The organism is Thiocapsa bogorovii (assembly GCF_021228795.1).
Classification (GTDB): Bacteria; Pseudomonadota; Gammaproteobacteria; order Chromatiales; family Chromatiaceae; genus Thiocapsa; species Thiocapsa bogorovii.
Map to the genome: position 1 here is coordinate 5,608,038 of NZ_CP089309.1, position 25,156 is coordinate 5,633,193.

A 25,156-nucleotide genomic window follows, 5' to 3' on the forward strand; every position below is an offset into this window, starting at 1 on the left:
ATCCTCGGGTGGTTGAGTAGGTATCTCATGGCGTGGGTGCCGGCTGCGGCTTTGGCTTGCGCGTGCGCGTCGCGGCCGCGATGTAAACGGCGGCCAGGATGCTGAAGATGTACGCCTGCACCATGCCGGTGAGCAGACCGAGCGCCGTCATGAGGATCGGAAAGAAGAAGGGTGTGATGGTGAGCAGGATGGCGATGATCATCGCCCCGCTCATCATGTTGCCGAACAGCCGCACCGCCAGGGCCAAGGTGCGCGAGACCTCGCTGATGAGGTTGAACGGCAGCATCATGAAGGTCGGCTCCATGTAGGACTTGAGATAGCCGCCGAGTCCCTGTTCTGCGATGCCGAAAAAGGGCACGGCCACCAGCACGCAGAGGGCGAGGGCGGTCGTGGTCGAGAGCGAGCCCGTCGGCGGCTCGTAGCCGGGGATGATGGTGGCCAGGCTGGCCGCGGCGACGAACAGGAACAGGGTGCCGAGAAAGCCGAGATAAGTCCGCACGTCGTGCAGTCCGACCTCCAGGATCTGTTTCTCGATTCCGGTGACGAGGATCTCCAGCAGGTTCTGCCAGCGCGAACGGCTGAGATCCCTGGATAATTTGTGCGTGACGAGGATCGAGCCGACGACCAGCACGAGCATGAGCGCCCAGGTGAACACGATGGTCGCGTTGAGCTTTAGAAACCCGTACTGCCAGAAGATGATCTCATCGGGACTCAGGCGCATTCCGGGCCTCCTTCGCGACGGTCTGATGGTCATCACCCGGGCCGGTGAGTCCCAGGACGATAAAACGCGCGCAGATGACGCCGGCGAGACCGGCCAGCAGGCGTTGCCATTGGCCGCCGGAGACCAGGTACAAGCCGACCAGCACCAGACTCATCCGCGCCAGCGCGCTGCCCAGAAGCCAAAGCGCCGGCCGCGGGGAATTGAGGCTCTTGCGCAGCGTCCACCAAAGACCGCCGAAGAAGACCGCCCCGAGCGCCAGGCCCGCGGCCCCGGCCAGCACCAGTTCCAGCAATGGGCTCAGCATTTCATTCATCGCCGTCCTCCTGCTCTTCGCGCATCGCCCGCTCTTCCTTGGCGACCCAATGCCAGGCATTGAAACAGCCGAGCGCGAGCCCGCCAACCAGCAGCGCCAGCGTCCAGGAGTGGCTACCCGGATGTTGTTTGTCGAGCCACAGACCAAGCGCCGCGCCGAGCAGTGTCGGCACCGCCACCGACCAGCCGATCAGCCCCATCATGCCGAGGCCGAACCAGACCCCCGGCGTGGGGTTGCGACGAGCCTTGAGCTTGCGCGCGGCCTTGTCGCCGATCTGTCCGGCGAGGGTCGGAGCCGTGTCCGAGTGCTTTCTCTCTGGAGGCTCAGTCATGTTGCAGACTCACGAAACGGCGCAGAAATCCGGACTCCAGTTTCGCCATCACGGCGCGCATCTCCTGCTCGCGCTCGTCCAGGATCATAAACTCCCGCTCAACCGTCGCACGCAATTGGCCAAGGTCGGTGCCGCGGATCGCCCGCCGCACGGACACCAGCACCTCAGGGCCGGTCTTGACCAGCACCCCGGCATCCACGGCCAGACAGACCTCGCCCTCGGCCTCGGTTTCGTAGATCAGAATCCCGGGCGCCAGCGCCGCAACACCGTCCAATCGACGTGGCAGGAGCCCGAAGGAACCATCCGGCGTCTCCGCGACGATCCGCGTCACCTCGGTGATCTCGGCGAAGATGCGAAACGGCAACAAAATTTTCAAATTCATGACGTCTTCTCCTTCTCCTTCTCCTTCTCCTTCTCCTTGTCCTTCTCCTTGTCCTTCTCCTTGTCCTTCGCCTCATCCACCGTCCCGATCATGTAGAGCGCGCCCTCGGGGACGTCCTTGAATTCATCGTTCAGGATGCGCTCGCAGCCGTCGAGCGCGTCGGCGAGGCTGACGAGCTTGCCGGTGAGGCCGGTGAAGCGTTCGGTGGTGAAGAAGGGTTGGGTGAGAAAGCGTTCCAGTCGGCGGGCGCGGGCGACCAGGTTGCGGTCCTCCGGCGACAGTTGCTCCAAGCCGAGCATGGCAATGATGTCTTTCAACTCCGCGTATTGGGCGAGGGTGCGCCGGATCTCCTGCGCCAGGGCGTAATGCCGCTTGCCGACGATGCCCGGCGTGGCCATCCGCGAGCTCGATTGCAGCGGGTCGATGGCCGGATACAGCCCTTCGCCCGCCCGTTTGCGCGAGAGCACGATGGAGGCGGAGAGATGGGAGAAGGTATGGACCGCGGCCGGGTCGGTGAAATCGTCCGCCGGCACATAGACCGCCTGGATCGAGGTGATGGCCCCGGCATCGGTGTTGGCGATGCGCTCCTCCAGCCCAGACAACTCGGTCCCCATGGTTGGCTGATAGCCCAGGCGCGAAGGCATCTGACCCATGAGGCCGGACACTTCCATACCGGCCTGGATGAAGCGGAAGATATTGTCGATCAGCAGCAGGACATCGCGCTGCTCGTCGTCGCGAAAATACTCGGCCATCGTCAGTGCGGCATGACCGACGCGAAAGCGACTGCCCGGCGGCTCGTTCATCTGGCCGAAGACCATCACCATGTTGGGCAGGACGCCGGCGTCCTTCATCTCGCGGTAGAGCTCCTCGCCTTCGCGACAACGCTCGCCGATGCCGCAAAAGAGACTGACGCCGGCGTGGTGTCCGATCATGTTGTGGATCATCTCGGTGAGCAGCACGGTCTTGCCCACGCCCGCCCCGCCGAACAGGCCCGCCTTGCCGCCGCGCTCCAGCGGGACCAGCACATCGATGACCTTGATGCCGGTCTGGAAGACCTCGGACTGGGTGGAACGCCGCGCGAGCGGTGGCGGCGCGCGATGCACGGAGCGCCATTGGATCTCGGTGGGCGCCGGCTGGCGATCGATGGCGTTGCCGAACACGTCGAACATGCGCCCGAGGATGCCGTTGCCCACCGGTGCCATCAGCGGCCCGCCGCTGTCCTCCACCCACATGCCGCGCGCGAGCCCCTGCGTCGGTGTCAGGGCGATGCCGCGCACATGATGGGCATCCAATTGCGCCAAGACCTCGATGCGGATCCGGCCGTCCGACCCGGCGCGCAGCAGCCGATAGATCGAGGGCAGATGCGCATCGAAGCGCAGATCCACGACGCTGCCGCGCACCGCAACCACCAGGCCGCGATTGGCCAACGGGGTGTTCTGGTCCGTGCTTTGGTCCACGCCGGCTCCCCCTACTTGCGCCTCAAGCGGCGCATGAGGTTATCTGGTCCGATTGAAACCGGGTCCCTGTCCGTAGCCCGGACCCGGACCGTTTCCAGGGCCGTACCCGTTCATCATGCCGGAACCCATGCCATACCCCGGACCCTGACGATTTCCAGGGCCGTGCCCTTTCATCATGCCGGGACCCATGCCGTACCCCGAACCCTGACCATTTCCAGGACCGTAGCCGTTCATCCTGCCGGGACCCATGCCGTAGCCCGGACCGTTGCCGGAACCTGGTCCGTACCCAGGGCCGGAGCCACCCATCATGCCCGGACCCATGCCGTAGCCCGGACCGTACGCGCCTTGAGGCGGTTGGGCGAATGCGCCGGCTACCGCGATCGTTCCGACGAGAAAGAGGGCAGCGCTCGACGTCGTGCGAAGGCTCATGCGTTTCATCGAAAATCCTCTGGTTGAAACCTCCCCCTTTAGGGGGATAATTTCGCACGGAAAAGGCATAACCTCTTCCGTGCGGTTTCGCCCGGCTTAGCCGGGCGCGGATTGCAACATGGTCAAATTCCACTCAGGATTTGGTTTGATGCCTGTCTCTGAAATGGGCCAGAACGCTTATCTCACAGCCTCCGACTGAACCATTGCGACATTTTTTCTTATAGGCGCAGTGGTGCTGGCTGTCGGTACGCTGCCGCACATAAGCGCCTTGGCGGAAGCCGATGGATCAATCGCAGCGCACAAAGAACGGATCCGCGAGCGCCTCGCGGCATTGGTCACCGGTATCGATTCGAGCATCAGCGCCCGTCCCCTTGGCCAACTTGCCCTCCGCCATGTCGCGTAACTGATGCGCCAGACCACAGGGTTGCGACGTCGCGCAGCGGTTGTCCTCGCCGCAGACCTGTTTGACCAAATCGTCACAAGCCGATGTCGCGAGCCGTGATTCCTCCTCGGGTGAATGCATCCAGGTCTCCAGCATCCGCTGGGTGGGCACCGCGGTGCCATGGCGGACGATCACCACCGAGCCATCCTGGAGTTGGTGCACGCCATCCCACAAGGGCTCCACCCTGTCTCCTTGTCGATGCCAGGCCCGATGCGTGGCCGCATCCACCTCGACATGCGAACCATCCGACAAGGTACCCTGCCAGTCGGCGGCCATGACCGGGGCAAGGGGCAGCCAACTCAGCAACACCCAGAAGAACCGCAATGGCACAGTGAGTCTTTCGCAATTGATAGTTTTCACAACGACATAGCTCCAGTAATTCGCGATACGGTTTGAGAGGCGCGCGCCGCTGACCGTCCACGCATGAAGGTGTTTCATTGAGACACCATGGAACCCTGGTGGTACCAGTCGGCCTCTCACCGGAAGAGATCGCGGAAGAGATCGCGGACAAGATCGTCCGCATTGCCCGCCGGCATGTTCGTGGTCGTCGCTCAGTCCCCACCGAGGCGGCGAAGCCGTGATCTGAGCGCGTCGATCTCATCGAGCAGGTCGAGCACGAGTGCCGTGCTGGCCGCGTTCAACTCCAGATCGCGCGTGAGACGCAACGCCACCCGCGCGCGTCTGAGCGTCGCCCCGCCGAAATGCCAACACTCTGGGTCTTCGCCGCTCGGCGTCAGTGCGCCTTCCATTGATCTCATCCTGAGCGACCGTGCGCTCCAGTCCGAGCACGGCGTAATAGTCCTTGAATTCCATCAACCCTCCCGCTGGTGGCTTGCGGCATCCGGTCGCGTCTTGCGACGGACTATGAGTCTAAGTGGAAAAGCGTCAAGCGCCACGCCGCTGTCGTGCGAACGCCGTGAGAAGGCGAGGGCTGACTGGGCGTGTGCTGGTGTCGAGAGGCTCTTGGACTCCGTTCACTCAACCTAGCTCAGCAGCGCCATGCCGTCTGTACGCTATCGCACGCAGCCTTCGGCCTCGAAGCGCGAGCACTCGCAGGAATCCTGTCGGAAGCCTTCGGCGGGGGGACGCGCCGGCTTCGATACGTGCGGGCGTGACAGCGGCTCGGCTGTTGTTTCCAACAGTCTCTCGTCACGAATCTCTAAGATTTGCCCACCCGATTCTCGGCTACTTTTCTGCGTTGCGACAGCGGCTGAGAGGTGGTACAGAGGTCCGGACCCATTGATGTACTTGGTCAGTGAATGAATCACCACGTCGGCGCCCAGCGCCAGGGGCTCGATCGATCAGGCCTCGCGCCACCTCACTCTTGCCGGTGCCGGCAAAGCCTTTGATGAAAGCGATTGCCGGACCCTGGTCAAGCCAATGCCCGAGGAGCCAGTCCAACAGAGCGGCTTGATTCGTCCCGAGGGTCTTTTCCATCATTATCGCTTAGCGGTAAGTTCCAAGGCAGTTGTCGCATTTTTCATGCTGCGGTCCGCTTCCTTTGGTGGTTGTCGATGAGTGTGCTAGCCGAGGCGCGTCGACATGGAAACCGCTCGCCGCGGGGTTTGAGCCTTGCCAAATCGCGGCCGGCCGGCGCCCGTGCATGCAATGGTCAACCTGCGGGGTTCTGGGACTTGGCCGATGCCGGCAGCCGCAACAACCGTTCGCTGCGCCAGACACGGACGATCCGAACCCGCTCCGGGTCCCGGCGATAGACGGCCCGAAAGGGCGGGTGGATCAGCTCGCGCAGGAAGGGTTGACCAAACTCGTGAACGATCCGCCCGATGTCCGGTTGGTCGGCGAGCACCTCCACGCGTTGAAACATCTCGGCGATGAGCCGGTCGCCAACCTCCGGCACTGCTTCTTCGGCGTACCATTCCCGGATGCCCGCCAAGTCGCTGAGCGCGGATTCGGCGAAGCTGATCCTGGCAGCGCCCATGCCTCTAGCCCAAGCCGAATCTGGCCTTGGCCTCGGAGAGGGAGACCTCGCGGCCGGCGTCCAAGTCGGCCAAACCTGCGACCACCGCGCGCATGAAGGCGCGCTCGTCCGCAGCCTGCTCGTAGTCGGCCACGGACTGCATGACGGCGACCCCGCGTCCTCTGCTGGTGAGCAGTACGGGCCGATGGGCCTCGACAGCGTGTTTGACCACGCGACCAGGGTTGACCTTGAGGTCAGTCAATGGGACCACGTCTTCGGAGAATTTCACGCTCATGGATACCGATCTCAGGACTTGTTTGGTGCAGAAAGTAGCACCTGTTAAGTGGTCTGCCAACATCGCTGACAACCGGAAGGTAGCCAAAGGGAGAAATTCGGATGGAGACCGCAATGATAACCGCTCCCGCGGGGGGGCTTACGCCAGATCCGCAATCTCGGCCGCAGCGCGTGATATCGCGGCGCGCGTGCGGGGAGTCCGAAATGGGGTGGTTTGCGGTCTCTGACCGATCAGCGGCGGACGGCGGCTCCGGGCCGAAAGCGCCCGACCGACTCTGCTTGCGCTTCAGTGCGGTCTGCCGACGGTCATGGCGCGTCCATAGTCAAGGTGTCTCCCGCTTCCGCAACAGTGCCGGCCGGGCCAGCGACAGCGCGCAGGCCTGCGCGGCCTGGCGGACCGCCTCGCCCTGTGTGGGGTAGGCGTGGATCACCCGGGCGAGGCGGCTCAGGCCCAGCCCGGTCACCATCGCCAGCGAGATGGTGTTGATCAGCTCGCCGGCGGTGCGCCCGACGATGGTGGCACCGAGGATGCGGTCGGTGCCTTCGCGGACATGGATCTTCACGAAACCTTCTTCTTCGCCATCGGTGATCGCGCGCACCACGTCGTGCAGCGGCACCGTGTAGGTCTTGACGGGAATGTGCTGCGCGCGCGCCTGCCGCACGGACAGGCCGACGTGAGCCACCTGCGGGTCGGTGTAGGTGCACCAGGGCACCGTCAGTGCGCTCAGGCGCTGGCGACCGCGAAACAGTGCGTTGCGCACCACGATGCGTGCCGAGGCCTCGGCCGTGTTGGTGTAGGCGTGCTCCAGGCAGCAGTCGCCGGCGGCGAAGATGCGCGGATTGCTGGTGCGCAGAAAGTCGTCGACCTCAATGCCTGTCGCCTCGTCGTAGGCCACGCCAGCGGCCTCCAGGTCCAGCCCCTGCACGGCCGGCAGGCGCCCGATGCCGGTCAGGATCTCATCGACCACCGTCGTCGCGGTGTTGCCGTCGTTGATCATCGTGACGTGCTTGCGGCCACCCTCCAGGCGAACGGCGACGACGGTGGAGTTGAGATGGATCTCGACGCCGTCGTGGGCCAGGGCGTGGGAGACCATCTGCGCGGCGTCGCGCTCTTCCTTCGGCAGGAACAGCGGTTCGCTGTGGCAGATGAGGGTGCGGCAGCCGAAGCGCGCAAAGGCTTGGGCGAGCTCGCAGCCGAGCGGCCCGCCGCCGATGACCAGCAGGCTGGGCGGCAGCGCCGTCAGCTCGAAGACGGTCTCGTTGTTCAGGTAGCCGGCGGCGGCCAGGCCGTCGATGTCGGGCCGGACCTTGGGGTCAGACCCTGAGCGAGGGGGCGCAGACGGGCCTTCAGGGTGACTTGGAGACAATAGGCCAGGAAGGCGACAAAAATGTGTGCATCGATGCGCCGATCCAATTGGTGGTAAATCGGGCGAAGACTCAGGTCACCTTTGAGTTCTTTGAACGCCTGTTCGACTTCGGTCAGTTGGATATACCAGGTCCAGAGTTGAACGGGATCGTTGCCGGTGAGATTGGAGCGCAGCAAATGCATCTAATTTCCGGCCCATTGTCATGCTCCCCCGTGCGAACCAAGTCGGTGTTTTGTCGCCTGGTGTCGGAGTACAAACGACCGACACCGTCTCGGGGAGCGCCTCGGCCGGCAGAGCGCCCGTGCAGTAGACTCATGAGCCTTACCCGCCACCGCGCCAAAGAGAGGTCCCGATGCCCATCCTCCTACAGATCGACTTCCCCTTCCAAGGCCCCTGGGGCGCCGAGATGAGCGCCACCCTGCAGGGCCTCGCCGAATCCATCGCGCAAGAGCCCGGCCTGCTCTGGAAGATCTGGACCGAGAACCCCGAGACGGGCGAGGCCGGCGGCATCTACCTCTTCACCGACCGGCGCAGCGCCGAAGCCTATCTGGCGATGCATACCGAGCGGCTCGTCGGCTTCGGTGTTCCGCACGTCAACGCCAAGCTCTTCGAGGTAAATCGGGAGCTCTCGGCGATCGACGGTGCACCACTCGCACCTTGAAGCATGGCCGGCGGGTGACGACGCAATTCACGATCATGCCGGTCAGCGGAGTCGGCCACGACCGCCGACGCGGCCGACGTCCGCTTCAGCGCTCCCGCTGCAACCACCGCCCCGATCCATAGTCAGGCGTGTTGGCCCTGGGATAGGGCGACGGATTTCGGTGTCGGCCGGGGCGCGCATGACGATCCCGGCACCGAGCAGGGCGACGCACAGGATCGGTCTCACCGATGTTGTCATTGGTTCATCTACGTGGTCACCACTCGCGCGCGCCCTCTTCGGGGATCGAGACCCAGGCCGATCTTGTTTAGGAAGCGGGAATCGAGATCGGGTCGTGCGGAGGATGACACGACGATGCGACACCCCCTGTCGAACATGCCGGCCCGGCGATTCGCTCGGCGTCAGACCACGGTTACCTCGTCACCCACCCGGATCAGCCCGCCCTCGCGCACGCGCAGGCAGTGCCCGCCGTAACGCCCGAGCGCCTTCGCCATCCCTCGGCCGGAGACCCGATCCAGATACCCGCAGGGCGGGCGCACCCGATGCCACGCCAACAGGGCCTCGCCGATGCGCAGGCTCCGGCCCCGCAGCTGAACTCCGACCAGCCCGGATACGACCAGGTTGCGCCGATGTTGCCCGGTGTCGAGCGGCAGACCATGCCGGCGCTCGGCGCGCTGCAGATCCTCGGCCAGGATCAGGGTGACCTGACAGCCGTCGGTGAGCCGCCAGAAGCCACGGCCCAAGGCATAGCGATCCTCTGCCAACCCTTGGTCGACAAGCGCCAGGGTCCGCTCGCATGCCCGCATCGGCGCCCCGGCCGCATCCGCGACGAAGATCGCCGTCACGCGACCGCCGGGCACTCGTCGGAAACGCCGAAAGAAACCCTCGAGCCACGCCCTCAGCCGGTCAAGAAACATGAAGCGATCCCTCGTGACACCGGCATGACGACTTGGCGGCATCGGTGAGCAGAATGAAAAGGCCCGGCTGTGGTTGAGGGAGGTGTCACGATGACTGGATCAGCGTCTTGCGGTAGACCCGGACGATCCGGGCGCCATCCCAGACATAGGAGAGATGGGGGCCCTGCCGAGGGATGGTGACCGCCGGTGGCCGCAGCGCGGCGATGCACTCGCCGCCAGGATCCCGCACCGACCGATAGACAATCCCCCAAGACCGCACCGCACGCATCGCCAAGCCAAATGCTTGAGATGGCCGCCAATCGTCCGGGTCATGCAGATCGTCGTAGTCCGCGCCCCGGACATCGTGCAAGGGCTTCGCCACTTCCCCCACGTAAACCCGCATGTCGATCTCCCCGGCGTCCTCTCGTGTGTAGGCAAGAAACCGGGCGCGGTGGTAACGCGTCTCCGCGATAGCCGTGTGCAGGGTCTTGGCCGCGTAATACACACCGAAGCTGCCGTCGCTGAATCGGCTCGCCACGCCGATATGCGTGAACGCGGCCATCACCGGCGTCGAACCTGGACCACAGACACGGTCTTCGCGATCGACCAGTGCGATCGCCCCCACCTCGTCGCGCAAGCGCTCGTTGGTCAGCCCTTCGAGATAGAACAGCTCGTCCATCAGATCCGGGTCCACGAGCGTCTCGAAGAGGTTGATGGGCGGAAACTCCGAGGAGACGATGCGGTACTGGTGCGTCCAGTCCAGATCGCAACACGGCGGACGCTGCGGATCAGAGTCCCCGCTGGGCATCGAGATACCGCCGCACGTCCGCGAGATCGACCAGGCTGCCGCCGAGCATCCGGTCAAGCGCCGACTGCCCATGAAACAGCGGCGCCATATTGGGCTTCTTCACCCATTCGTCGGCCGCACGCGGCGACGGCAAGAGGATGCTCAACGCCTTGGCGATTCCGAGCAGGTAACTGATACGATCCAGGACGTCCCGCCCAAGCCGCCGGGCCGTCTTCTCCGCCTTCCATTTGAAGAAGGTCGATTCCGGCGGGTTGCCGAGCAGAATCCGCTCCTGAGCGGCTGTGAGCCCCCAACGTTCGGAAAGATTAAAGAATGCCTGCAAGGCGGCACTGGAGAGTCGCTCCGGATCGAAACCGGTTTGGGGATGCGGGAGTGCGCTCATTTCATAAGCTCCAAATATGGAGTATTTCATCGTATACCCCAATAATAGAGCTTCCTGTTAGGGTTATCCAGTCATCCGGAGATCCTCATCGGTTAGAACCTCGATCAAGGCGTCGGTGGCCGCCTTACGAGCAACGTCTCCGCCGACTTGCACCATTCGATGGTCTCGGGCAGCGTTGGAGGCTTTCTGTGCAGCAACATGGCTGACCGCATGACCACGCTCTTCTCGATCATCGAATCCCCGAACCATCCTCGCTTCGACGCCCTCTATGAGCGTCTCGGCATCAGCCAGGTCAAGCTCGCCTCGCAACGCAAGGCGTTGCAGGCACTCAAGTCCATGACGCCGGACTGGATCGTGGCGGAGTTCTTCTACGGTTTCGGCAACAACTACGCCGGAGCCAATGTCAGCAACCTGGACGTCTTTCTGGCGGCTTTGCGCAAGCAGGCACCGACGGCACGAACGATCGTGCTGGTCAGTAAAGAGCAGGCCCAATACGTCCCCCGACTGGCCGAGCGCTTCCGGATCCATGCCGTGTTGACCTTGCCGGTCACCGAGGCCAACCTCGAAGCGGTCCTGCGGGCTACAGAAGCGCCTTAGCCGCGCTCGAGCATACGGCTTGCTGCCCTTGCGGCGAATAGCCGCCTCACCATCCGGCCACACCGCGTCGCCCTCCCGAACCGATCCAGCCGGCTCAGGTCACCGCCGGGCATCGGTGCAGGTAGGAATCATCCGACAGCTGGCGCAGGACGAACTCGGCGACATCCGCCCGGCTGACGAGTCCGGCCATCAGGGTGGGGTCGGTGCCGCTGCGATAGTCGCCGGTGCGCGGTCCGTCACCGAGCCCGCCGGGACGCACGATGGTCCAGTCCAGGCCGCTCGCCCGAATGAGGCGCTCCTGTTCCGTCTTGGCCGCGATGATGGGTTGCAACACCGTGTCCATGGCCCGCTGAAACTCCGCACTGACCTGCGCGCGAGTGTCGCCGACCCCGAGCGAGGTCACGGCGACGAGTCGGCGCACGCCGTTGGACTTCATGGCCTCGAGGATGCGCTGCGTGCCCTGCGCCTCGACCGGTTCCGCACCGACCCCAGAGCCCAGCACGCAGATGACTGCTGCCGAACCCTGAATACAGCGGCTGGTCGCCTCCTGATCCAGGACATCTCCGCATAAGACGTCCAAGCCGGGCCGCGCCTCGATCTTGGCGGGGTCGCGCACCAGTGCCGTCACGGTGTGACCGGACGCGAGAGCCTGCTCCAGAACCTGTTGGCCGGTTCCACCGGTCGCGCCGAAGAGTGCGATCTGCATGCTCGGATGTCCTCGAGGTCTGTGGTTGATCAAAACCGTCTGCCGGAGCGGAGCGCCCGGCGACCTTGGGCATGATAACGCCCGGGATCGGCAACCAACCGTCGTGTCCCGATCAATCCCGCGGGAAATACTGCTTCGAGCCGCTCTCCCGCACGCAGTCGATCCCGCCCTTCGGTCCCGTGCAGAGCCGACCGGAGTCACACGGACAGGCCGCCCGAGCTCGGCTTGGCGGGCACTGCCGTCGGCCCTCCGTCGCTCCAATCCCAGGGCGCGATCGGCCGCGGGTCTGACCAGAGTCCGACACCATCACTCCGAGCCGCCTTCTCGGCGGCCTCGTAGAGTCGGCGGTCACCCGGAGCCTGCTCGCCCGCGTACTCGCGGTGCCACCAAGCGTAGCCGGCGCCTACCAGGGCCAGAGTCACGTCCCTACCGTCAACCATGAGTTTACCGACCAACCGGGCGTATCGATCGCGCTTATGCCATTCGACGGTCACGGCGTCGCCGCCGACCAGCGTCGACAGGGCGCGCTTGGTCGTGGTCCCGAAGGGCTGCTTGCTCTCGGAGGCGTCGATACCGGCGAGCCGTAAGCGGTGCGTCCGCTTCTGCGCATCGAGCACCTCGACGGTATCGCCATCAAGGATGCGGACCACTTTGCCGACAAGGGTGTCGGCGTGAATCGGCGGGAAGATCAGGAGTGCCAGAACGAGAACAGCAGAGAGCGAACGAAGGGGTGAGACAAGCACGGCTTACCCCGGACTGCGGACATGGGTACCTTGAACGGTAGACCAGTGCGCCGCCCGAGGGCGGCTGAGGTGACCCACGCACCGCCCCTGGCTCACTCCGCATAGATCATGGTGCGGGTCATACCGCCATCGACGACCAGGTTCTGGCCGGTGATGAACCCCGCACTCGGGCTGGCGAGGAAGCGGACCGCCGCCACGATGTCGGCAGGCTCGCCCACGCGCCCCACGGCATGCTGGGCCTGGTCGATCGGGCGGTGGTCCGGGACGCGCCGGTGGGCCGACTTCCGGAGGGGTCCCGTCTCGATCCAGCCGGGGCTGACGGCATTGACGCGGATCAGCGGCCCGAGACTGATCGCAGCGGCATGGGTGAAGGCCAGTAGCCCGCCCTTGGCCGCGGCGTAGGCTTCACAGTGGGGCTCCGATTGCAGTGCACGGGTCGAGGCGATGTTGACGATGGCGCCCCGGCGCATGCGCAGTCCCGGGATGGCCGCGCGGGTGCAGAGGAAGGCTCCGGTCAGGTGACCGTCCAGCCAGCGCCGCCACCCCGCGAGCGACAGCGCTTCGAGCGGGCCGCTCACCGGGTCGGCGAGACCGGCATTGTTCACCAGCAGGTCCAGCCCGGCGGGTTCACCCGCCCGGTCCTGCCACGCCTGGAGCGCGGCGAAGGCAGCGGCAACCGCCGTCTCCTCACCCACGTCGGCCGCCAGCCCGAGCAGGGCGGGACTCCCCAGCTCGGCCGTCAGTGCGGCGAGGGCCTCGGCGTCGAGGTCGAGCACCACCACCCGCCACCCTTCGGCCAAGAACGACTGTGCCAGGGCGCGCCCGATACCTTGCGCACCGCCGGTGATGAGGGCGAGGGGAGCAGTCATGATCGAACGGACTCCTCGCTCCCCCGCGCAGACGCGGTGCGCGCCGCGCGGGACCTGACCCGATTCGGATACCAGCTGGTCAAGATCGCGCCGCAGACCAGCAGCACATAGTTGGTAATCTCGTACTGCCAGGGCTGGAGCAGGACGGATTCCATCTTGCCGAAGGCGAGCAGCGCGTTGAGCGTGAAGATTGTGCCCCAGGCCGAGGTGAGGATAAGTTGGTGCACACAAATACCAGGTCGTTTCAGAACGATACTTGGAGAAGCTGCTCTTTGAGGCACCACGGACCGCGGGGCAGAACAACCCATCAGGTCCTCCTAACATTAGCGCCGGTTGATGCGATCGCCCTGGTGCTCAGTCTTGCGACTCCATCGACGATTGGTATTCGCCGCGCTGGGCAAGCCCATTCAATCTCGCACGTTTCAGCAAAGCCCGCTGCGCGGCGGCAGCGTTCTCCGCTCTGCCCTGCCAGGCTTGCAGCACCGGCTGTTGCAGGGCGCGACCGTAGGAAAACGAAAGCAACCAGGGCGCCTGAGGGAAACCCGCATTCATGGCATTGAGGTTGGCGGTCGATTCTTCGGGGTTCATTCCCCCGGACAGGAAATTGATACTCGGCACTGCTGTCGGTACGGTGCGTCTGAGCACCCGCAGGGTCTCCTCGGCGATCTCTTCGGCACTCGCCCTGTCCGCGTGATCCTTGCCGGGCAGCACCATGTTGGGCTTGAGGATGATATGCTCGAGCACCACGCGATGGCGGTACAGGGCGTGGAAGATCTCCTTCTGCACCGCCTCTGTAACCTCGGCGCAGCGGGTCAGGCTATGATCGCCGTCGATCAACACCTCCGGCTCGACGATCGGCGCCACTCCCTGCTCCTGACAGACCGCCGCATAGCGCGCCAGCATCTCGGCGTTGGCTGCAATGCCCAACTGGGTCGGGTTGCAATCGCTGATCGAGTAGACCTCGCGCCACTTCGCGAACCGCGCTCCTTGGCGCTTGTACTGCGCGAGTCTCTCGGCCAAGCCGTCGAGGCCATAGGTGATCAGGTCGCCGGGCGACAGTGCCAGCGGCCCCTTACCCTTGTCCACTTTGATACCGGGAACGATCCCGCGCTGCGCCAGCACCTCGGGCAGCGCTCTGTCGCCAGCGCTCTGCGCGAGCGTCTCCTCGAATTCGATCACCGCGCTGATGAAATCCTCGATACCGGGAGCGGTGAACAGCAAGGTGCGGTAAGCACAGCGGCTCTCTGGCGTCGCTTCCACGTCAATCGCCGCAAACCGCTTGGCGATGGTGGGATGACTCTCGTCTGCGGCAAGGATACCCTTGCCCCGCTGCACCATCTGTTCGATCGTGGCCTGGAGTTCGTTGGTGATGGACATGTTTCGCCTCCTGTAGGAGGAAACCGGGAGAACCCTTGACACCCCCGTTGCAAGGACACCGAAATGGCAGGTGCGACGCGCTTGGAACGCTTCCGCGTCATCGTCTCCAACGTGATGGACGGTTAACACCACCCTTCGAAGAAGAGATCTCGGGTGAATCTCAGAGGTTTCAGCCCTTCGTTACCTCCATGACTGACTGCTCCGATTGCTTGCGCCTGGAGCAACATTGCCGGGTGGGACTCTCACCCACCAGGATAGCACCGCCTCTCCACCGCGCGCGTCGAACTTAGGCTGGATGATTGGCAATCGGCGGGAAAATAACGCCAAGACAGTGCCTTGAGCTAACCGATTAGGGCTGGCAGCTCTTTCCGGGATCACACACAAAGGAAAGTCTTAATCCACTTCACAACTCCGCGAGGCATGGAGAGCGGAGCGAAGCCGAGCGGCCCCCGGTAGGCGTCGGCGCGTGCGTGCCGCCGCAGTGGCGAAGCGGCCGTGGTCGCGAAGCCGCGAAGGCGGTATGCAAAGCGCATCCGACACGCCGTCGAGCCATTCGTCGCAGGGCCGTGCGCAGCCCGACCGCGCCCCTCGGGCGCACGTCGTGGCGCAGCGCGGCCCGGAGCGGGGCGAACCGGGGCCAAAACAGGTCGTCGCCAAGGAGCGAGTCCGTCCGGCGGCAGGAGCCCCCGGACGGATTCACGAGCGACACGCGACTCTCCGGGGGTCTTGTGTTCGGACCTCCATTCAAAGACCTTCGCGACAAGATCGACATGGGTGTCGCCCCTGACGCAGCGTCCCCAAAGGATCGACGTACCGGTTGAGATCCACCATTGCGCGGAGGCAACTCTACGTTGACATCGCCCCGACGACTGCGCCGCCAACTCCTGCGCGAGCGCCAGCGCCAGCACCCGCGCCCTCCCCTCTGCACTCAGCTCGCCGAACCGCAAGATGAGCTCGGCCAGTTCCTCGTCGCTGCAGTAGAAGTACGGCATCGGCACACCCAGAACAACGGCCAGCTTCTCGGCGATCGCCAATGGCGGCAAGTGGATACCGGATTCGTAGCGGCTCATCCGTGCGCTGCTGCTGCGCTCGTCGAGACCCACCATCACGCCCAATCGGTCCTGCGCAATACCGAGGCGTTGCCGCGACTCGCGTAAGCGCCGGCCAAAGATTGTCGGGATGCTGGACGATTGGGACATGCCCCGATCGTCCGGGAAGCCCCGTCCGCATGCTCTACGATAAACGTAGACTTCGTGTCGACATCGCGTGTTGGCGGATCCGCAACCCATAAGCCAGGAGGCAAACGCATGCCGCAACCCCGCCTCGACCCCGAGCAGATCCGTGGGGCCACCCAAGCTCTTCTCGACGCAGGTCGCTCCCCAACGGTCATCGCCGTGCGCCACCGCCTCGGCGGCGGATCCCCTCGCACCATCGCGTCGGTGCTCGCGCACTGGCTCGCCGAGCAACAGGGTAGAGCCGGCTTTCCGAGAACAGCGCAAGCGAAAGCGCCGAGCTTCTGGGGGAGGTCGCTCGTCAGAATGAACGGATCGAGGTGTTGCTTGCGGCGCTCGGGGCGAGTGAGCAGGACCTGGCGAAGAAACGGCACGGGTCAACCTAGCCCGAATATTTCATAAAAAAGGGCGACTCTCGTTCAACCCATTGATAAAATGGCTGTTCCGCCAAGAACGCTTCGGAAGAAGCTAAACGAGGTCGCCCATGCCCGAGTCTACCCCGGAACAGCTGCGTTTTCCCCCGGTCGCCGGTTTCACGGTCCGCGGCGACTTCGACGGCGGCGCCATGTCGTCTGACTTTGGCCCCATGATTCTGCGCGGGGTTGATCGGCAGATCGGCCTGACCGAGCGGTTGAGCGCAGCGATCGATGATTGGCGCCATCCGTCCTACACCACCCATCCGATGCGTGAGCTGATCGCGCAACGGGTCTACCAGATCGCCTGTGCTTACGAAGACGGCAACGACGCCAATGCGCTGCGCCGTGATGCGCTGTTCAAGCTGGGGCTGGAGCGCAAGCCGCTGGATGCGACGACGGACCTGGCCAGCGGGCCGACCTTCTCGCGTTTGGAGAATGGGGTCGGCGCGCGCGACCTCTACCGCATGGCGCAGGCCTTCGTCGAGGCCTTCATCGCCAGCTACCCGAAGGCGCCGCAGGTGATCGTGCTCGATATGGACCACTCCGAAGACGCCACCCATGGCCAGCAGGAGTTCGCGTTCTACAATCATCACTACGGCAACCATTGCTACTTGCCGCTGTTTCTCTTCGAGGGCCTCTCGGGGAAGTTCATCACCGCGGTGCTGCGTCCCGGCAAGCGCCCCACCGGCGCCGAGAACGCGATGATCCTCAAGCGCGTGCTCAAGCGGCTGCGGGCCGCGTGGCCACGCACACGCATCATCCTGCGCGGCGACGGACACTTCTCCAACCCCGAGTTGATGGCCTTGGCGATGGCCGATCCGTTGACGGATTTCATCTTCGGCCTGGCGGGTAACCGGGCTCTCACGCCACGGGCCGAGCCGTTCTTGGCCGACGCCCGCAAGCTCCATGCGCTGCGCATCGAGAACGCCCGGCGCGCCGACGCCGACGTACCCGAGCGGACCCGCACCTACCACGAGGTTGACTACCGTGCCGGTTCCTGGCCCGGCGCGTGTCGGACCATCCTCAAAGCCGAGGTGACGGCGCGCGGCGACAACCTCCGCTTCGTCGTCACCTCCTTGGACTTGCCCAGTCCCGAGTGCGTCTACCGCGATCTGTACTGCGCGCGCGGCCAGGACGAGAACTTCATCAAAATGATCAAGAACGATCTGGCCAGCGATCGCACTTCCGACAGCACCTTCTTGGCCAATCAGATGCGCTTGTTCTTCTCCTGCGCCGCTTACGTCTTGCACCAAACGCTGCGCACCGAGGTCCTCGTCGGCACGGAACTGGCCAACGCCCAGCCTGCCACCGTGATCATCAAACTGTTCAAGCTCGCCGTGCGCGTGGTGCAGTACAAAGACCGCGTGCGCCTGCACCTGCCCTCGAGCTGTCCGGTCAAGACGCTGTTGCAGCAGGTCACCGAGAGGCTCTTCAACGCGCAGCCCGGGCGGCGCCCGCCTAGACGCACATACATCCCCGCACGGGGATTTCAGCACGCGCACGACGACTATGCCCACCTCGGGCAGGGCATCGTACGCCTGCGCGGCGACAAAACTACTCGTGCCCCGTTGATCAAGCCCGTTGCCGCTCGGTATTTCCACCATTCAACCCCCGCGGCGTCCCGGTCATCGCCCTCGGTGACGCCCAGCGCCGCGCAAATCCGCGAGGCCAGTGTCGGCTGTGTCGGTTTATGAAACATCCGGGCTAGATCCGGCAGTTGAACGGCCGTCACCCGGCGGGTGAGGCGTCAGATGCCTAAGATCGTCAACCGCGTCAAACCCTTGCATGGGGCACGAAGCGGTCAACTGCCGGATCTAGGGTCCAGCATGAGCGGGGGCACGTTGCCCGATTCGGCTAGCGCCTGCGTCAGCCGTCGGCGAGAGTCGTGACCACCACGCGCCGATCCCTCCGCGGCCCGTCGAACTCGCAGAAGAAGAGGTTCTGCCAACGCGATAGGCCGAGCTCGCCGTCGATCAAGGGGACTGTCTCGGAGGGTCCGACCAGGCCTGCCTTCAGATGCGCATCGCCGTTGCTGTCTTGGGCGTCATGTCGCCACACGCCCTTCGGGATCTGCTTCGAAAGGAAGTCGATCACGTCCTCCTGAACGCTCTCGTCCCAGTTCTCCTGGATCAGGATCGCGGCCGTGGCGCGCTGGGCGTAGACGTGGACGATGCCGTTGCCACGTGGTGGCTCGGGTGTATCGCACAGGCGGTCCGGTGACGTTATCCGTGGACAGTTGCCAGGATTGGCTCAACGCTGTTGCGGCCAATATTGATACGCTCGTCTCGGTGGGCGCGGCAGTGCTGGTTGACTCACTAGGTCAAGCTGGGTCCGTCGCCACGGAGAACGAGACGCTTTAGCCATTGTCCGCGTCATCAATGTCTGCAAACGGGGGGCAGCGACAGCGCGCAGGCCTGCGCGGCGTGGCGGACCGCCTCGCCCTGTGTGGGGTGGGCGTGGATCACCCGGGCGAGGCGGCTCAGTCCCAGCCCGGTCACCATCGCCAGCGAGATGGTGTTGATCAGCTCGCCGGCGGTGCGCCCGACGATGGTGGCACCGAGGATGCGGTCGGTGCCTTCGCGGACATGGATCTTCACGAACCCTTCTTCTTCGCCATCGGTGATCGCGCGCACCACGTCCTGCAGCGGCACGGTGTAGGTCTTGACGGGAATGTGCTGCGCACGCGCCTGCCGCACGGACAGGCCGACGTGAGCCACCTGCGGGTCGGTATAGGTGCACCAGGGCACCGTCAGTGCGCTGAGGCGCTGGCGGCGAAGATGCGCGGATTGCGGGTGCGCAGAAAGTCGTCGCCCTGGATGCCTGCCGTTTCGTCCTAGGCCGCGCCGGCTTGTTCCAGGAAAGAAATGCGAACCCGCCTCGGTTTCGCCCTCCGATTCCGCGTCGTCGACCCGCCTCACCTCAGTTATCGCCAATTTTTCCGCCAACAGGATGCCCCGATAACTTACGTATCGCGTGCTAGACTGCTGTCGCTGCTTGGGGTTTGACCGATTGCCCCCTCAAGGCAATCGAACGAGTCGATCGAGCCGTAAGACCTTCGTTGCACCAGGAGACGAAGAAATGATGCTCAACCGCGCCTTGCAACTGCTCGCCGAGCACAAAGAACTCCTGACTCGGCGCTTCAGCGTTACCTCGCTCGCCGTGTTTGGCTCCACGGTCCGGGACGAGGCGAAGGAGGATAGCGACGTGGATATCCTGGTGGCCTTCGATGGGCCGGCTACATCGGAGCGTTTTTTCGGCGTCCAATTCTATCTCGAAGACTTGCTCGGGCGTCCCGTCGATCTGGTCACAGAGAAGGCCCTACGCCCCGAACTGCGGCCACACATCGAGCGGGAAGCGATCCGTGTTTGAGGCCGCTGAAAGTCCACGCGAATGGCTCTTTTATCTGGATGACATGATCGGATTTTCCGAGAAGGTCATGGCCTACACCGACGGCCTGGACCAGGACGGGTTCCTGAACGATGGCCTGACCTACGATGCCACCCTGCGTAACCTGGAACTGATCGGCGAGGCCGCGACCCATGTCCCTGAGGCGGTGCGGTCCGCCAATGCCCATATCCCCTGGCGGCTCATCGTCGCGACTCGCAATCGACTGATCCACGGCTATCTCGGAATCGACAACGACACCCTGTGGAGCATCGTCCAAGGCGACGTGCCTGCCCTCCTACCCCTGCTTCGCGAGCTTCGCTCGCGGTCCGGTGCGTCGTCACCATGAGGCCAAGCCCTGGTGACGATGGGAAATGATCTCGCCGACTCGGCTGGCCCCGCCCTGCGGGCTTCCGGCTACAGATCCTGTCTCCAAAGGGTTGAAAACGCCCCCAACTTCGCGCCGCGAGCGGCCGGTGTCGGCCAGGTTGCCGACGTGCACCCAGCGCCGCTCGATGGTCCTTTAATGGACGGAAACGCCACGTCGCAGTCCTGACTGACGCGTTTCGCTTCAGTGCGGTCTGCCGAGGGTCATGGCGCTTCAATCGTCACGTGATCCCCCGCTTCCGCAACAGCACCGGCGGGGCCAGCGACCGCGCGCAGGCCTGCGCGGCCTGGCGGACCGCCTCGCCCTGTGTGGGGTAGGCGTGGATCACCCGGGCGAGACGGCCCAGGCCCAGCCCGGTCACCATCGCCAGCGAGATGGTGTTGATCAGCTCGCCGGCGGTGCGCCCGACGATGGTGGCACCGAGGATGCGGTCGGTGCCTTCGCGGACATGGATCTTCACGAAACCTTCTTCTTCGCCATCGGTGATCGCGCGCACCACGTCGTGCAGCGGCACCGTGTAGGTCTTCACGGGAATGTCCTGCGCGCGCGCCTGCCGCACGGATAGGCCCACGTGAGCCACCTGCGGGTCGGTGTAGGTGCACCAGGGCACCGTCAGCGCGCTCAGGCGCTGGCGACCGCGAAACAGTGCGTTGCGCACCACGATGCGTGCCGAGGCCTCGGCCGTGTTGGTGTAGGCGTGCTCCAGGCAGCAGTCGCCGGCGGCGAAGATGCGCGGATTGCTGGTGCGCAGACAGTCGTCGACCTGGATGCCTGTCGCCTCGTCGTAGGCCACGCCGGCGGCCTCCAGGTCCAGCCCCTGCACGGCCGGCAGGCGCCCGATGCCGGTCAGGATCTCATCGACCACCGTCGTCGCGGTGCTGCCGTCGTTGATCATCGTGACGTGCTTGCGGCCACCCTCCAGGCGAACGGCGACGACGTTGGAGTTGAGATGGATCTCGACGCCGTCGTGGGCCAGGGCGTGGGAGACCATCTGCGCGGCGTCGCGCTCTTCCTTCGGCAGGAACAGCGGTTCGCTGTGGCAGATGAGGGTGCGGCAGCCGAAGCGCGCAAACGCTTGGGCGAGCTCGCAGCCGAGCGGCCCGCCGCCGATGACCAGCAGGCTGGTCGGCAGCGCCGTCAGCGCGAAGACGGTCTCGTTGTTCAGGTAGCCGGCGGCGGCCAGGCCCTCGATGTCGGGCAGCAGCGGGCGCGAGCCGGTGGCAATCAGCGCCTTCCTGAAGCGCAGCCGGGTGCCGTCGACAGCGACCGCGTCGGCGCCGACGAAACGGGCGTGCCCGACATGCAGGTCGATGCCTTCGTCCCCCAGACGGGCGGGCGAATCGACGCGCAGGATACGGTCGCGCACCCGCCGCATGCGGGCCATGACCGCCGCGAAGTCGACGCTGACCTCAACCGGGGATGAAGCGCCGTAGTTCGGCGCGTTGCGCATCTCGGCGATGAGCTGTGCGCTGCGCAGGATGGTCTTGGACGGAATGCAGCCTTCGTTCAGGCAGTTGCCGCCAATGTGGCGCGACTCGATCAGCGCCACCCGGGCGCCCGCCACGACGGCCTCCCGAGCCGCGAGCAGACCGGCCGGGCCGGCACCAATGATGAGCAGGTCGTAGGGATCATGGTTGCCCGGACCCTGCCCAGCCGCGTGACGCTGGCTCGGCCGGGGTGGACCTACCTGTTCGCCGGGCGCCGCGGCCACGCGGCCCTGCTTCGCCACGGCTGGGGACGATGCCCGCGTCGTGGTCCTCATCGATGCTCGTCCTCGGCCAGCCAACCGCCGCGGAAGCCGGCGCGTTGCAGGCCCGTGCGGATCGGCGCCGAGCCGCGCAGCAGGCGCCATAGTAGGCCGGAGCGGAAGTTCTCGATCATCAGCACGATCAGGCCCTGGTCGAGCCCGAAACTGCCCTCGGAGATCCATGCCTCGCGCACGGTGTCGTTGAAGCCGCTGGCGCGCGCGGCACGGTCGCCGGTCGCGGACCCGCGCGCAAGCATCCGCCGGATAGCGGGCAGCGCGATCTCGGGGGCAAAGACCAGCGACGCCAGCACCGACGGGCCGGCGAGCGTGCCGTCATCGGGGCCGTAGGGCACGCCGCGCGCGGCGTAGCCATAGAACGACTGGCGACGTCCGGCGATGCGTTGCCGTGGGGCGCTGGGCCCGTCGCCGGCCGACAGGCCCCAGCCGTCCTCCCCGTAACCGACGAAGCCGCGCGGGTTGCGGATGGCGTACTCGCGCTGCACGTAGGTCGCGCGGCGGCTGTTCTCGAAGTAGTCGCAGTGCTTCTCGCGCATGAAGTCGTCGCGGATGCCGCGAAAGTCGATCCAGGCGTGCGAGAACTGGTGGATGAACAGCGGCCCGGCATAGAGGAAGTCGATGCCGTAGAGGTTCTCCCACTGGTAGGTGCTGGTCCAGGCCGGGAAGCTGGCCTCGGTCAGCGAATGGGTCGGCGAGCCCAGGCCCAGCGTGTAGAGCAGGAGGGCTTCGCTGTAGCCCTCCCAGCCGTAGTTGAGAAAGCCGCTCTTGGGCTTCCAGCCGTGCACGACGGCGGCGCCTTTGCGCTGGGCCCAGCACCAGTCCACGCGGCGGTAAAGCATGTCGGCAAGATCACGCAGCTCGGCCTCGTCCGCGGTGGCGGCGGTGAAATAGGCCGCGGCCGTGAGCATGCCGGCCAGCAGCAGTGCGGTGTCGATCAGCGACAACTCGCAACGCCATGCCCTCGCGCCGCTGTCCAGGTGCAGGAAGTGGAAGTAAAAGCCGTTGCGACCGGTCGATGCGGGCATGCCGCTTTGGTCGCTGTCCCGGAAGAAGCGCAGCGCGGCCAGGCTGCGCTGCAGGGCCTCGGCGCGCGTCATCCAGCCGCGCTCGACGCCCACCGGGTAGGCCGACAGGGCGAAGCCGACGACCGCGATGCTCGCGTGCGAGCCCGGCCGCGAGGTATCGGCCACCAGGCCGTTGTCGCGGTTGGTGTGCCGGACGAAATAATCGAAGGCGGCGCGCTGCAAGCCGTCCAGCATGGCTTCGTCGGCCGGCGACAGGGGCTCGGCTTCTGCCGCGGGAGGCAAGGCCGCGGTCTGCCTCACGGTGGTGTTCCCGATGACGTTGGCGATGTCGTTGCCGGCAACGCCAGGGCGGCATCGACGGTGGCCTGGGCCTCCGCCAGGATGCGTTGCAGATGCGCGGTGCCCTGGACGCTTTCGGCGTAGATCTTGTAGAGGTCCTCGGTGCCCGAGGGCCGTGCCGCGTACCAGCCGCTCTTCGCGCTGACCTTGATGCCGCCGATGGGCGCACCGTTGCCGGGTGCCTGGCTCAGCACGCTGGTGATCCCCTCCCCCGCCAGTTCGGCCGTGCCGATCTGCTGCGGCGACAGTGCCGCCAGCCGCGCCTTCTGCTCCGCCGTTGCCGGCGCCTGAATGCGGTCTTCGACCGGGCTGCCGAGCTGCCCGGCGAGATCGAGGTAGAGCGCACCCGGATCGCGACCGCAGCGCGCCGTGATCTCGGCCGAGAGCAGCGCCGCGATCAGGCCGTCCTTGTCGGTGGTCCAGACCCGGCCGTCGCGGCGCAGGAAGGACGCGCCGGCGCTCTCTTCGCCGGCGAAGCCCAGGCTGGCGTCGAGTAGCCCTTGCGAGAACCACTTGAAGCCGACCGGCACCTCGTAGAGCCTGCGGTCCAGTCGCGCGGCGACACGGTCGATCAGTTGCGTGCTGACCACCGTCTTGCCCACCGCGGCGGTGGCGCCCCACTGGGGCCGGTGCTGGAACAGATAGTCGATGGCCACCGCGAGGTAGTGGTTCGGCGGCAGCAGCCCGGCGGCGGGCGTGACGATGCCGTGGCGGTCATGGTCGGTGTCGCAGGCGAAGGCGATGTCGAAGCGGTCCTTGATGGCGATCAGCCGCTGCATTGCGTAGACCGACGACGGGTCCATGCGGATCTGACCGTCCCAGTCCAGCGTCATGAAGGCGAAGGTCGGATCGATCTCTTCGCTAACCACCGTCAGGTCGATCTTCCAGCGTTCGGCGATCGCGACCCAGTAGTGCACGCCGGCACCGCCCAGCGGGTCGACGCCCAGGCGGAGCCCGGCGTTGCGAATCGCGTCCAGGTCGATCACCTGGTCGAGCTCGGCCACGTAGTGCGCGAGGTAGTCGTGCCGATGCGTCGTCGCGGCCGCCAGGGCCCGGGCGTGCGGCAGACGGCGCACGCCCTTAAGGCCGTTCTCGAGAAAGCGGTTCGCCGCCGCCTGGATCGCGTCGGTGATGTCCTCGCCGGCCGGCCCGCCGTGCGGTGGGTTGTACTTGAAGCCGCCATCGCGCGGCGGGTTGTGCGACGGCGTGACGACGATGCCGTCGGCGCGTCGGCCGGGCTCGGCGACGCCGCGGTTGTGCGTGAGGATGGCGCGGGAGATCGCCGGGGTCGGCGTGGGCTCGTCGTTGGTCGCCAGCATCACCTCCACGCCATTGGCGGCCAGCACCTCAAGTGCGCTCGCGCTGGCCGGTGCAGACAGGGCGTGGGTATCGATGCCCATGAACAGCGGCCCGGCGATGCCCCGGGCCTGACGGTGATCGCACAGGGCCTGGGTGATGGCCAGCACGTGCCATTCGTTGAACGAGACGTCGAAGGCCGAGCCGCGGTGGCCCGAGGTGCCGAAGGCGACCCGCTGCGCGGGCACGCTCGGGTCGGGGCGCTCCGAAAAGTACGCCGCCACGAGCTGGTCGACGTCGATGAGCAGGGCCTTCGGCACCGGTTGACCGGCGAGCGGACTGATGCGGGTGCTCATGCGGGAGCGCCTCTGCCATGCCGCTCCAATTGCTGCCGGGCCGGGGCGAGCACATGGGCTGCGTCGAAGCCGAAGTGCAGGTGATGCAATGCCCGTGCGGCGTTCATTCGTCTTCGCCCCCTGTTGATCTTGATCGCGTAACGCAGGGCGCGCGACGCCTGCCGAGGTCGGCGATCGATCCGGCATGCTGCACTCTGACGCCTCGCAACCTGCGTGTCTGTGCGCTGCCGTGCGCAGCGCCGACGATCGCTTTGTGAAGCCGGTC

Annotated in this window: 30 protein-coding genes and 2 pseudogenes; 6 read left to right on the forward strand and 26 right to left on the reverse strand. The window is 65.5% G+C overall.

The features are described 5' to 3' along the window. Window positions 1-25: 25 nt before the first annotated feature. From LT988_RS24965 to LT988_RS25015, 12 genes and pseudogenes are all read right to left on the reverse strand, one after another. The gene (locus LT988_RS24965) at window positions 26-721 is read right to left on the reverse strand and encodes a F0F1 ATP synthase subunit A (RefSeq protein ID WP_232408197.1); all 696 of its coding nucleotides are present in this window, start codon (window positions 719-721) and stop codon (window positions 26-28) included. Then, window positions 702-1,034, reverse strand: coding sequence for an ATP synthase subunit I (locus LT988_RS24970; protein WP_232408198.1), 333 nt, complete (start codon window positions 1,032-1,034; stop codon window positions 702-704). The genes LT988_RS24965 and LT988_RS24970 overlap by 20 nt, the downstream gene beginning before the upstream one ends. Further along, window positions 1,027-1,365 carry an AtpZ/AtpI family protein gene (locus LT988_RS24975; RefSeq protein ID WP_232408199.1) on the reverse strand — a complete coding sequence of 113 codons (339 nt, stop codon included), beginning with the start codon at window positions 1,363-1,365 and terminating at the stop codon, window positions 1,027-1,029. Before LT988_RS24975 ends, LT988_RS24970 begins: the two co-directional genes overlap by 8 nt. Continuing rightward, window positions 1,358-1,747: a F0F1 ATP synthase subunit epsilon gene (locus tag LT988_RS24980; protein WP_232408200.1), complete on the reverse strand. Its 390-nt coding sequence runs from the start codon at window positions 1,745-1,747 to the stop codon at window positions 1,358-1,360. The genes LT988_RS24975 and LT988_RS24980 overlap by 8 nt, the downstream gene beginning before the upstream one ends. After that, the gene (gene atpD / locus LT988_RS24985) at window positions 1,744-3,204 is read right to left on the reverse strand and encodes a F0F1 ATP synthase subunit beta (RefSeq protein WP_232408201.1); all 1,461 of its coding nucleotides are present in this window, start codon (window positions 3,202-3,204) and stop codon (window positions 1,744-1,746) included. Before atpD ends, LT988_RS24980 begins: the two co-directional genes overlap by 4 nt. Window positions 3,205-3,919: 715 nt before the next feature. Beyond that, window positions 3,920-4,513, reverse strand: a complete 594-nt coding sequence (locus tag LT988_RS24990; protein ID WP_232408202.1) for a hypothetical protein — start codon at window positions 4,511-4,513, stop codon at window positions 3,920-3,922. Between the two features lie 113 nt (window positions 4,514-4,626). After that, window positions 4,627-4,824, reverse strand: a complete 198-nt coding sequence (locus LT988_RS24995; protein ID WP_232408203.1) for a chaperone modulator CbpM — start codon at window positions 4,822-4,824, stop codon at window positions 4,627-4,629. 264 nt (window positions 4,825-5,088) lie between these two features. Then, window positions 5,089-5,373, reverse strand: coding sequence for a PLP-dependent transferase (locus tag LT988_RS25430; RefSeq protein ID WP_332460590.1), 285 nt, complete (start codon window positions 5,371-5,373; stop codon window positions 5,089-5,091). 314 nt (window positions 5,374-5,687) lie between these two features. Next, entirely contained in the window at window positions 5,688-6,014 is a 327-nt protein-coding gene (locus LT988_RS25000) for a type II toxin-antitoxin system RelE/ParE family toxin (protein ID WP_232408204.1), read from the reverse strand. 4 nt (window positions 6,015-6,018) lie between these two features. Beyond that, window positions 6,019-6,288 (reverse strand): type II toxin-antitoxin system Phd/YefM family antitoxin, encoded by a 270-nt coding sequence (locus LT988_RS25005; RefSeq protein ID WP_232408205.1) that lies wholly within the window; start codon window positions 6,286-6,288, stop codon window positions 6,019-6,021. A gap of 322 nt (window positions 6,289-6,610) precedes the next feature. After that, a complete protein-coding gene (locus tag LT988_RS25010; protein ID WP_232408206.1) occupies window positions 6,611-7,654 on the reverse strand; it encodes an FAD-dependent oxidoreductase in 1,044 nt (347 codons plus the stop codon). After that, a pseudogene (locus tag LT988_RS25015) lies at window positions 7,591-7,833 on the reverse strand (IS1634 family transposase); the annotation flags it as partial. The pseudogene LT988_RS25015 and the gene LT988_RS25010, both read right to left, overlap by 64 nt. Window positions 7,834-8,006: 173 nt before the next feature. Here LT988_RS25015 and LT988_RS25020 point away from each other — a divergent pair. Beyond that, window positions 8,007-8,315 (forward strand): monooxygenase, encoded by a 309-nt coding sequence (locus LT988_RS25020; protein ID WP_232408207.1) that lies wholly within the window; start codon window positions 8,007-8,009, stop codon window positions 8,313-8,315. Between the two features lie 398 nt (window positions 8,316-8,713). On the opposite strand, the gene LT988_RS25025 is transcribed toward LT988_RS25020, so the two are convergent. From LT988_RS25025 to LT988_RS25035, 3 genes are all read right to left on the reverse strand, one after another. Then, window positions 8,714-9,229, reverse strand: coding sequence for an MOSC domain-containing protein (locus tag LT988_RS25025; protein ID WP_232408208.1), 516 nt, complete (start codon window positions 9,227-9,229; stop codon window positions 8,714-8,716). Window positions 9,230-9,314: 85 nt separating this feature from the next. Beyond that, window positions 9,315-10,016, reverse strand: a complete 702-nt coding sequence (locus LT988_RS25030) for an RES family NAD+ phosphorylase (RefSeq protein ID WP_232408209.1) — start codon at window positions 10,014-10,016, stop codon at window positions 9,315-9,317. Continuing rightward, entirely contained in the window at window positions 9,997-10,398 is a 402-nt protein-coding gene (locus tag LT988_RS25035) for an MbcA/ParS/Xre antitoxin family protein (RefSeq protein ID WP_232408210.1), read from the reverse strand. Before LT988_RS25035 ends, LT988_RS25030 begins: the two co-directional genes overlap by 20 nt. 198 nt (window positions 10,399-10,596) lie before the next feature. On the opposite strand from LT988_RS25035, the gene LT988_RS25040 reads away from it, so the two are divergent. Next, a complete protein-coding gene (locus LT988_RS25040) occupies window positions 10,597-10,995 on the forward strand; it encodes a hypothetical protein (RefSeq protein WP_232408211.1) in 399 nt (132 codons plus the stop codon). A gap of 94 nt (window positions 10,996-11,089) precedes the next feature. On the opposite strand, the gene LT988_RS25045 is transcribed toward LT988_RS25040, so the two are convergent. From LT988_RS25045 to LT988_RS25070, 6 genes are all read right to left on the reverse strand, one after another. Continuing rightward, window positions 11,090-11,701 (reverse strand): NAD(P)-dependent oxidoreductase, encoded by a 612-nt coding sequence (locus LT988_RS25045; RefSeq protein ID WP_232408212.1) that lies wholly within the window; start codon window positions 11,699-11,701, stop codon window positions 11,090-11,092. 197 nt (window positions 11,702-11,898) lie between these two features. After that, complete coding sequence (locus LT988_RS25050; protein ID WP_232408213.1) at window positions 11,899-12,444, reverse strand: thermonuclease family protein; 546 nt, start codon at window positions 12,442-12,444, stop codon at window positions 11,899-11,901. 92 nt (window positions 12,445-12,536) lie between these two features. Further along, complete coding sequence (locus LT988_RS25055) at window positions 12,537-13,313, reverse strand: SDR family oxidoreductase (protein ID WP_232408214.1); 777 nt, start codon at window positions 13,311-13,313, stop codon at window positions 12,537-12,539. After that, window positions 13,310-13,540: a hypothetical protein gene (locus LT988_RS25060; RefSeq protein ID WP_232408215.1), complete on the reverse strand. Its 231-nt coding sequence runs from the start codon at window positions 13,538-13,540 to the stop codon at window positions 13,310-13,312. Before LT988_RS25060 ends, LT988_RS25055 begins: the two co-directional genes overlap by 4 nt. A gap of 127 nt (window positions 13,541-13,667) precedes the next feature. Then, complete coding sequence (locus tag LT988_RS25065) at window positions 13,668-14,690, reverse strand: class I fructose-bisphosphate aldolase (RefSeq protein WP_232408216.1); 1,023 nt, start codon at window positions 14,688-14,690, stop codon at window positions 13,668-13,670. 374 nt (window positions 14,691-15,064) lie between these two features. Beyond that, window positions 15,065-15,889, reverse strand: a complete 825-nt coding sequence (locus LT988_RS25070; protein ID WP_232408217.1) for a helix-turn-helix domain-containing protein — start codon at window positions 15,887-15,889, stop codon at window positions 15,065-15,067. Window positions 15,890-15,997: 108 nt separating this feature from the next. Here LT988_RS25070 and LT988_RS25675 point away from each other — a divergent pair, with 108 nt between their 5' ends. Together LT988_RS25675 and LT988_RS25075 are read left to right on the forward strand one after the other, a co-directional pair. After that, window positions 15,998-16,324, forward strand: a complete 327-nt coding sequence (locus LT988_RS25675; protein ID WP_408648026.1) for a DNA-binding protein — start codon at window positions 15,998-16,000, stop codon at window positions 16,322-16,324. An 82-nt stretch (window positions 16,325-16,406) separates the two neighbouring features. Continuing rightward, window positions 16,407-17,795 (forward strand): annotated as a pseudogene (locus tag LT988_RS25075) (IS1380-like element ISTro1 family transposase); the annotation flags it as partial. Window positions 17,796-18,204: 409 nt separating this feature from the next. Here the strand turns inward: LT988_RS25075 and LT988_RS25080 are convergent. After that, window positions 18,205-18,564 (reverse strand): secondary thiamine-phosphate synthase enzyme YjbQ, encoded by a 360-nt coding sequence (locus LT988_RS25080; RefSeq protein ID WP_332460591.1) that lies wholly within the window; start codon window positions 18,562-18,564, stop codon window positions 18,205-18,207. A gap of 149 nt (window positions 18,565-18,713) precedes the next feature. Continuing rightward, window positions 18,714-19,283, reverse strand: coding sequence for a hypothetical protein (locus tag LT988_RS25085; protein WP_232408218.1), 570 nt, complete (start codon window positions 19,281-19,283; stop codon window positions 18,714-18,716). A gap of 133 nt (window positions 19,284-19,416) precedes the next feature. Here LT988_RS25085 and LT988_RS25090 point away from each other — a divergent pair, with 133 nt between their 5' ends. Together LT988_RS25090 and LT988_RS25095 are read left to right on the forward strand one after the other, a co-directional pair. Beyond that, window positions 19,417-19,707: a nucleotidyltransferase family protein gene (locus tag LT988_RS25090; protein WP_232408219.1), complete on the forward strand. Its 291-nt coding sequence runs from the start codon at window positions 19,417-19,419 to the stop codon at window positions 19,705-19,707. A 43-nt stretch (window positions 19,708-19,750) separates the two neighbouring features. Continuing rightward, the gene (locus tag LT988_RS25095) at window positions 19,751-20,071 is read left to right on the forward strand and encodes a HepT-like ribonuclease domain-containing protein (protein WP_232410653.1); all 321 of its coding nucleotides are present in this window, start codon (window positions 19,751-19,753) and stop codon (window positions 20,069-20,071) included. Between the two features lie 259 nt (window positions 20,072-20,330). Here LT988_RS25095 and LT988_RS25100 read toward each other — a convergent pair whose 3' ends face one another. From LT988_RS25100 to pgm, 3 genes are read right to left on the reverse strand one after another with little or no spacing between them, the layout of a single operon-like run. After that, a complete protein-coding gene (locus LT988_RS25100; protein WP_232408220.1) occupies window positions 20,331-21,872 on the reverse strand; it encodes a mercuric reductase in 1,542 nt (513 codons plus the stop codon). After that, complete coding sequence (locus tag LT988_RS25105; protein ID WP_232408221.1) at window positions 21,869-23,200, reverse strand: glucoamylase family protein; 1,332 nt, start codon at window positions 23,198-23,200, stop codon at window positions 21,869-21,871. The genes LT988_RS25100 and LT988_RS25105 overlap by 4 nt, the downstream gene beginning before the upstream one ends. Next, on the reverse strand, window positions 23,197-24,891 hold the full coding sequence (gene pgm / locus LT988_RS25110) for a phosphoglucomutase (alpha-D-glucose-1,6-bisphosphate-dependent) (protein ID WP_232408222.1): 1,695 nt from the start codon (window positions 24,889-24,891) through the stop codon (window positions 23,197-23,199). Before pgm ends, LT988_RS25105 begins: the two co-directional genes overlap by 4 nt. Window positions 24,892-25,156 lie beyond the last annotated feature (265 nt).

Bases quoted from the DNA above. Each gene is read 5' to 3' on its own strand.
- LT988_RS25065 (WP_232408216.1), bottom strand. From the start codon at position 14,690: ATGTCCATCACCAACGAACTCCAGGCCACGATCGAACAGATGGTGCAG.
- LT988_RS24970 (WP_232408198.1), bottom strand. From the start codon at position 1,034: ATGAATGAAATGCTGAGCCCATTGCTGGAACTGGTGCTGGCCGGGGCC.
- LT988_RS25675 (WP_408648026.1), top strand. From the start codon at position 15,998: ATGCCGCAACCCCGCCTCGACCCCGAGCAGATCCGTGGGGCCACCCAA.
- LT988_RS25095 (WP_232410653.1), top strand. From the start codon at position 19,751: ATGATCGGATTTTCCGAGAAGGTCATGGCCTACACCGACGGCCTGGAC.
- LT988_RS25030 (WP_232408209.1), bottom strand. From the start codon at position 10,016: ATGCCCAGCGGGGACTCTGATCCGCAGCGTCCGCCGTGTTGCGATCTG.
- LT988_RS25040 (WP_232408211.1), top strand. From the start codon at position 10,597: ATGGCTGACCGCATGACCACGCTCTTCTCGATCATCGAATCCCCGAAC.
- LT988_RS24965 (WP_232408197.1), bottom strand. From the start codon at position 721: ATGCGCCTGAGTCCCGATGAGATCATCTTCTGGCAGTACGGGTTTCTA.
- LT988_RS25045 (WP_232408212.1), bottom strand. From the start codon at position 11,701: ATGCAGATCGCACTCTTCGGCGCGACCGGTGGAACCGGCCAACAGGTT.
- pgm (WP_232408222.1), bottom strand. From the start codon at position 24,891: ATGAGCACCCGCATCAGTCCGCTCGCCGGTCAACCGGTGCCGAAGGCC.
- LT988_RS25090 (WP_232408219.1), top strand. From the start codon at position 19,417: ATGATGCTCAACCGCGCCTTGCAACTGCTCGCCGAGCACAAAGAACTC.
- LT988_RS24980 (WP_232408200.1), bottom strand. From the start codon at position 1,747: ATGAATTTGAAAATTTTGTTGCCGTTTCGCATCTTCGCCGAGATCACC.
- LT988_RS25005 (WP_232408205.1), bottom strand. From the start codon at position 6,288: ATGAGCGTGAAATTCTCCGAAGACGTGGTCCCATTGACTGACCTCAAG.
- LT988_RS25020 (WP_232408207.1), top strand. From the start codon at position 8,007: ATGCCCATCCTCCTACAGATCGACTTCCCCTTCCAAGGCCCCTGGGGC.
- LT988_RS25070 (WP_232408217.1), bottom strand. From the start codon at position 15,889: ATGTCCCAATCGTCCAGCATCCCGACAATCTTTGGCCGGCGCTTACGC.
- LT988_RS25000 (WP_232408204.1), bottom strand. From the start codon at position 6,014: ATGGGCGCTGCCAGGATCAGCTTCGCCGAATCCGCGCTCAGCGACTTG.
- LT988_RS25055 (WP_232408214.1), bottom strand. From the start codon at position 13,313: ATGACTGCTCCCCTCGCCCTCATCACCGGCGGTGCGCAAGGTATCGGG.
- LT988_RS25025 (WP_232408208.1), bottom strand. From the start codon at position 9,229: ATGTTTCTTGACCGGCTGAGGGCGTGGCTCGAGGGTTTCTTTCGGCGT.
- LT988_RS24995 (WP_232408203.1), bottom strand. From the start codon at position 4,824: ATGGAAGGCGCACTGACGCCGAGCGGCGAAGACCCAGAGTGTTGGCAT.
- LT988_RS24975 (WP_232408199.1), bottom strand. From the start codon at position 1,365: ATGACTGAGCCTCCAGAGAGAAAGCACTCGGACACGGCTCCGACCCTC.
- LT988_RS25035 (WP_232408210.1), bottom strand. From the start codon at position 10,398: ATGAGCGCACTCCCGCATCCCCAAACCGGTTTCGATCCGGAGCGACTC.
- LT988_RS24990 (WP_232408202.1), bottom strand. From the start codon at position 4,513: ATGAAACACCTTCATGCGTGGACGGTCAGCGGCGCGCGCCTCTCAAAC.
- LT988_RS25100 (WP_232408220.1), bottom strand. From the start codon at position 21,872: ATGAGGACCACGACGCGGGCATCGTCCCCAGCCGTGGCGAAGCAGGGC.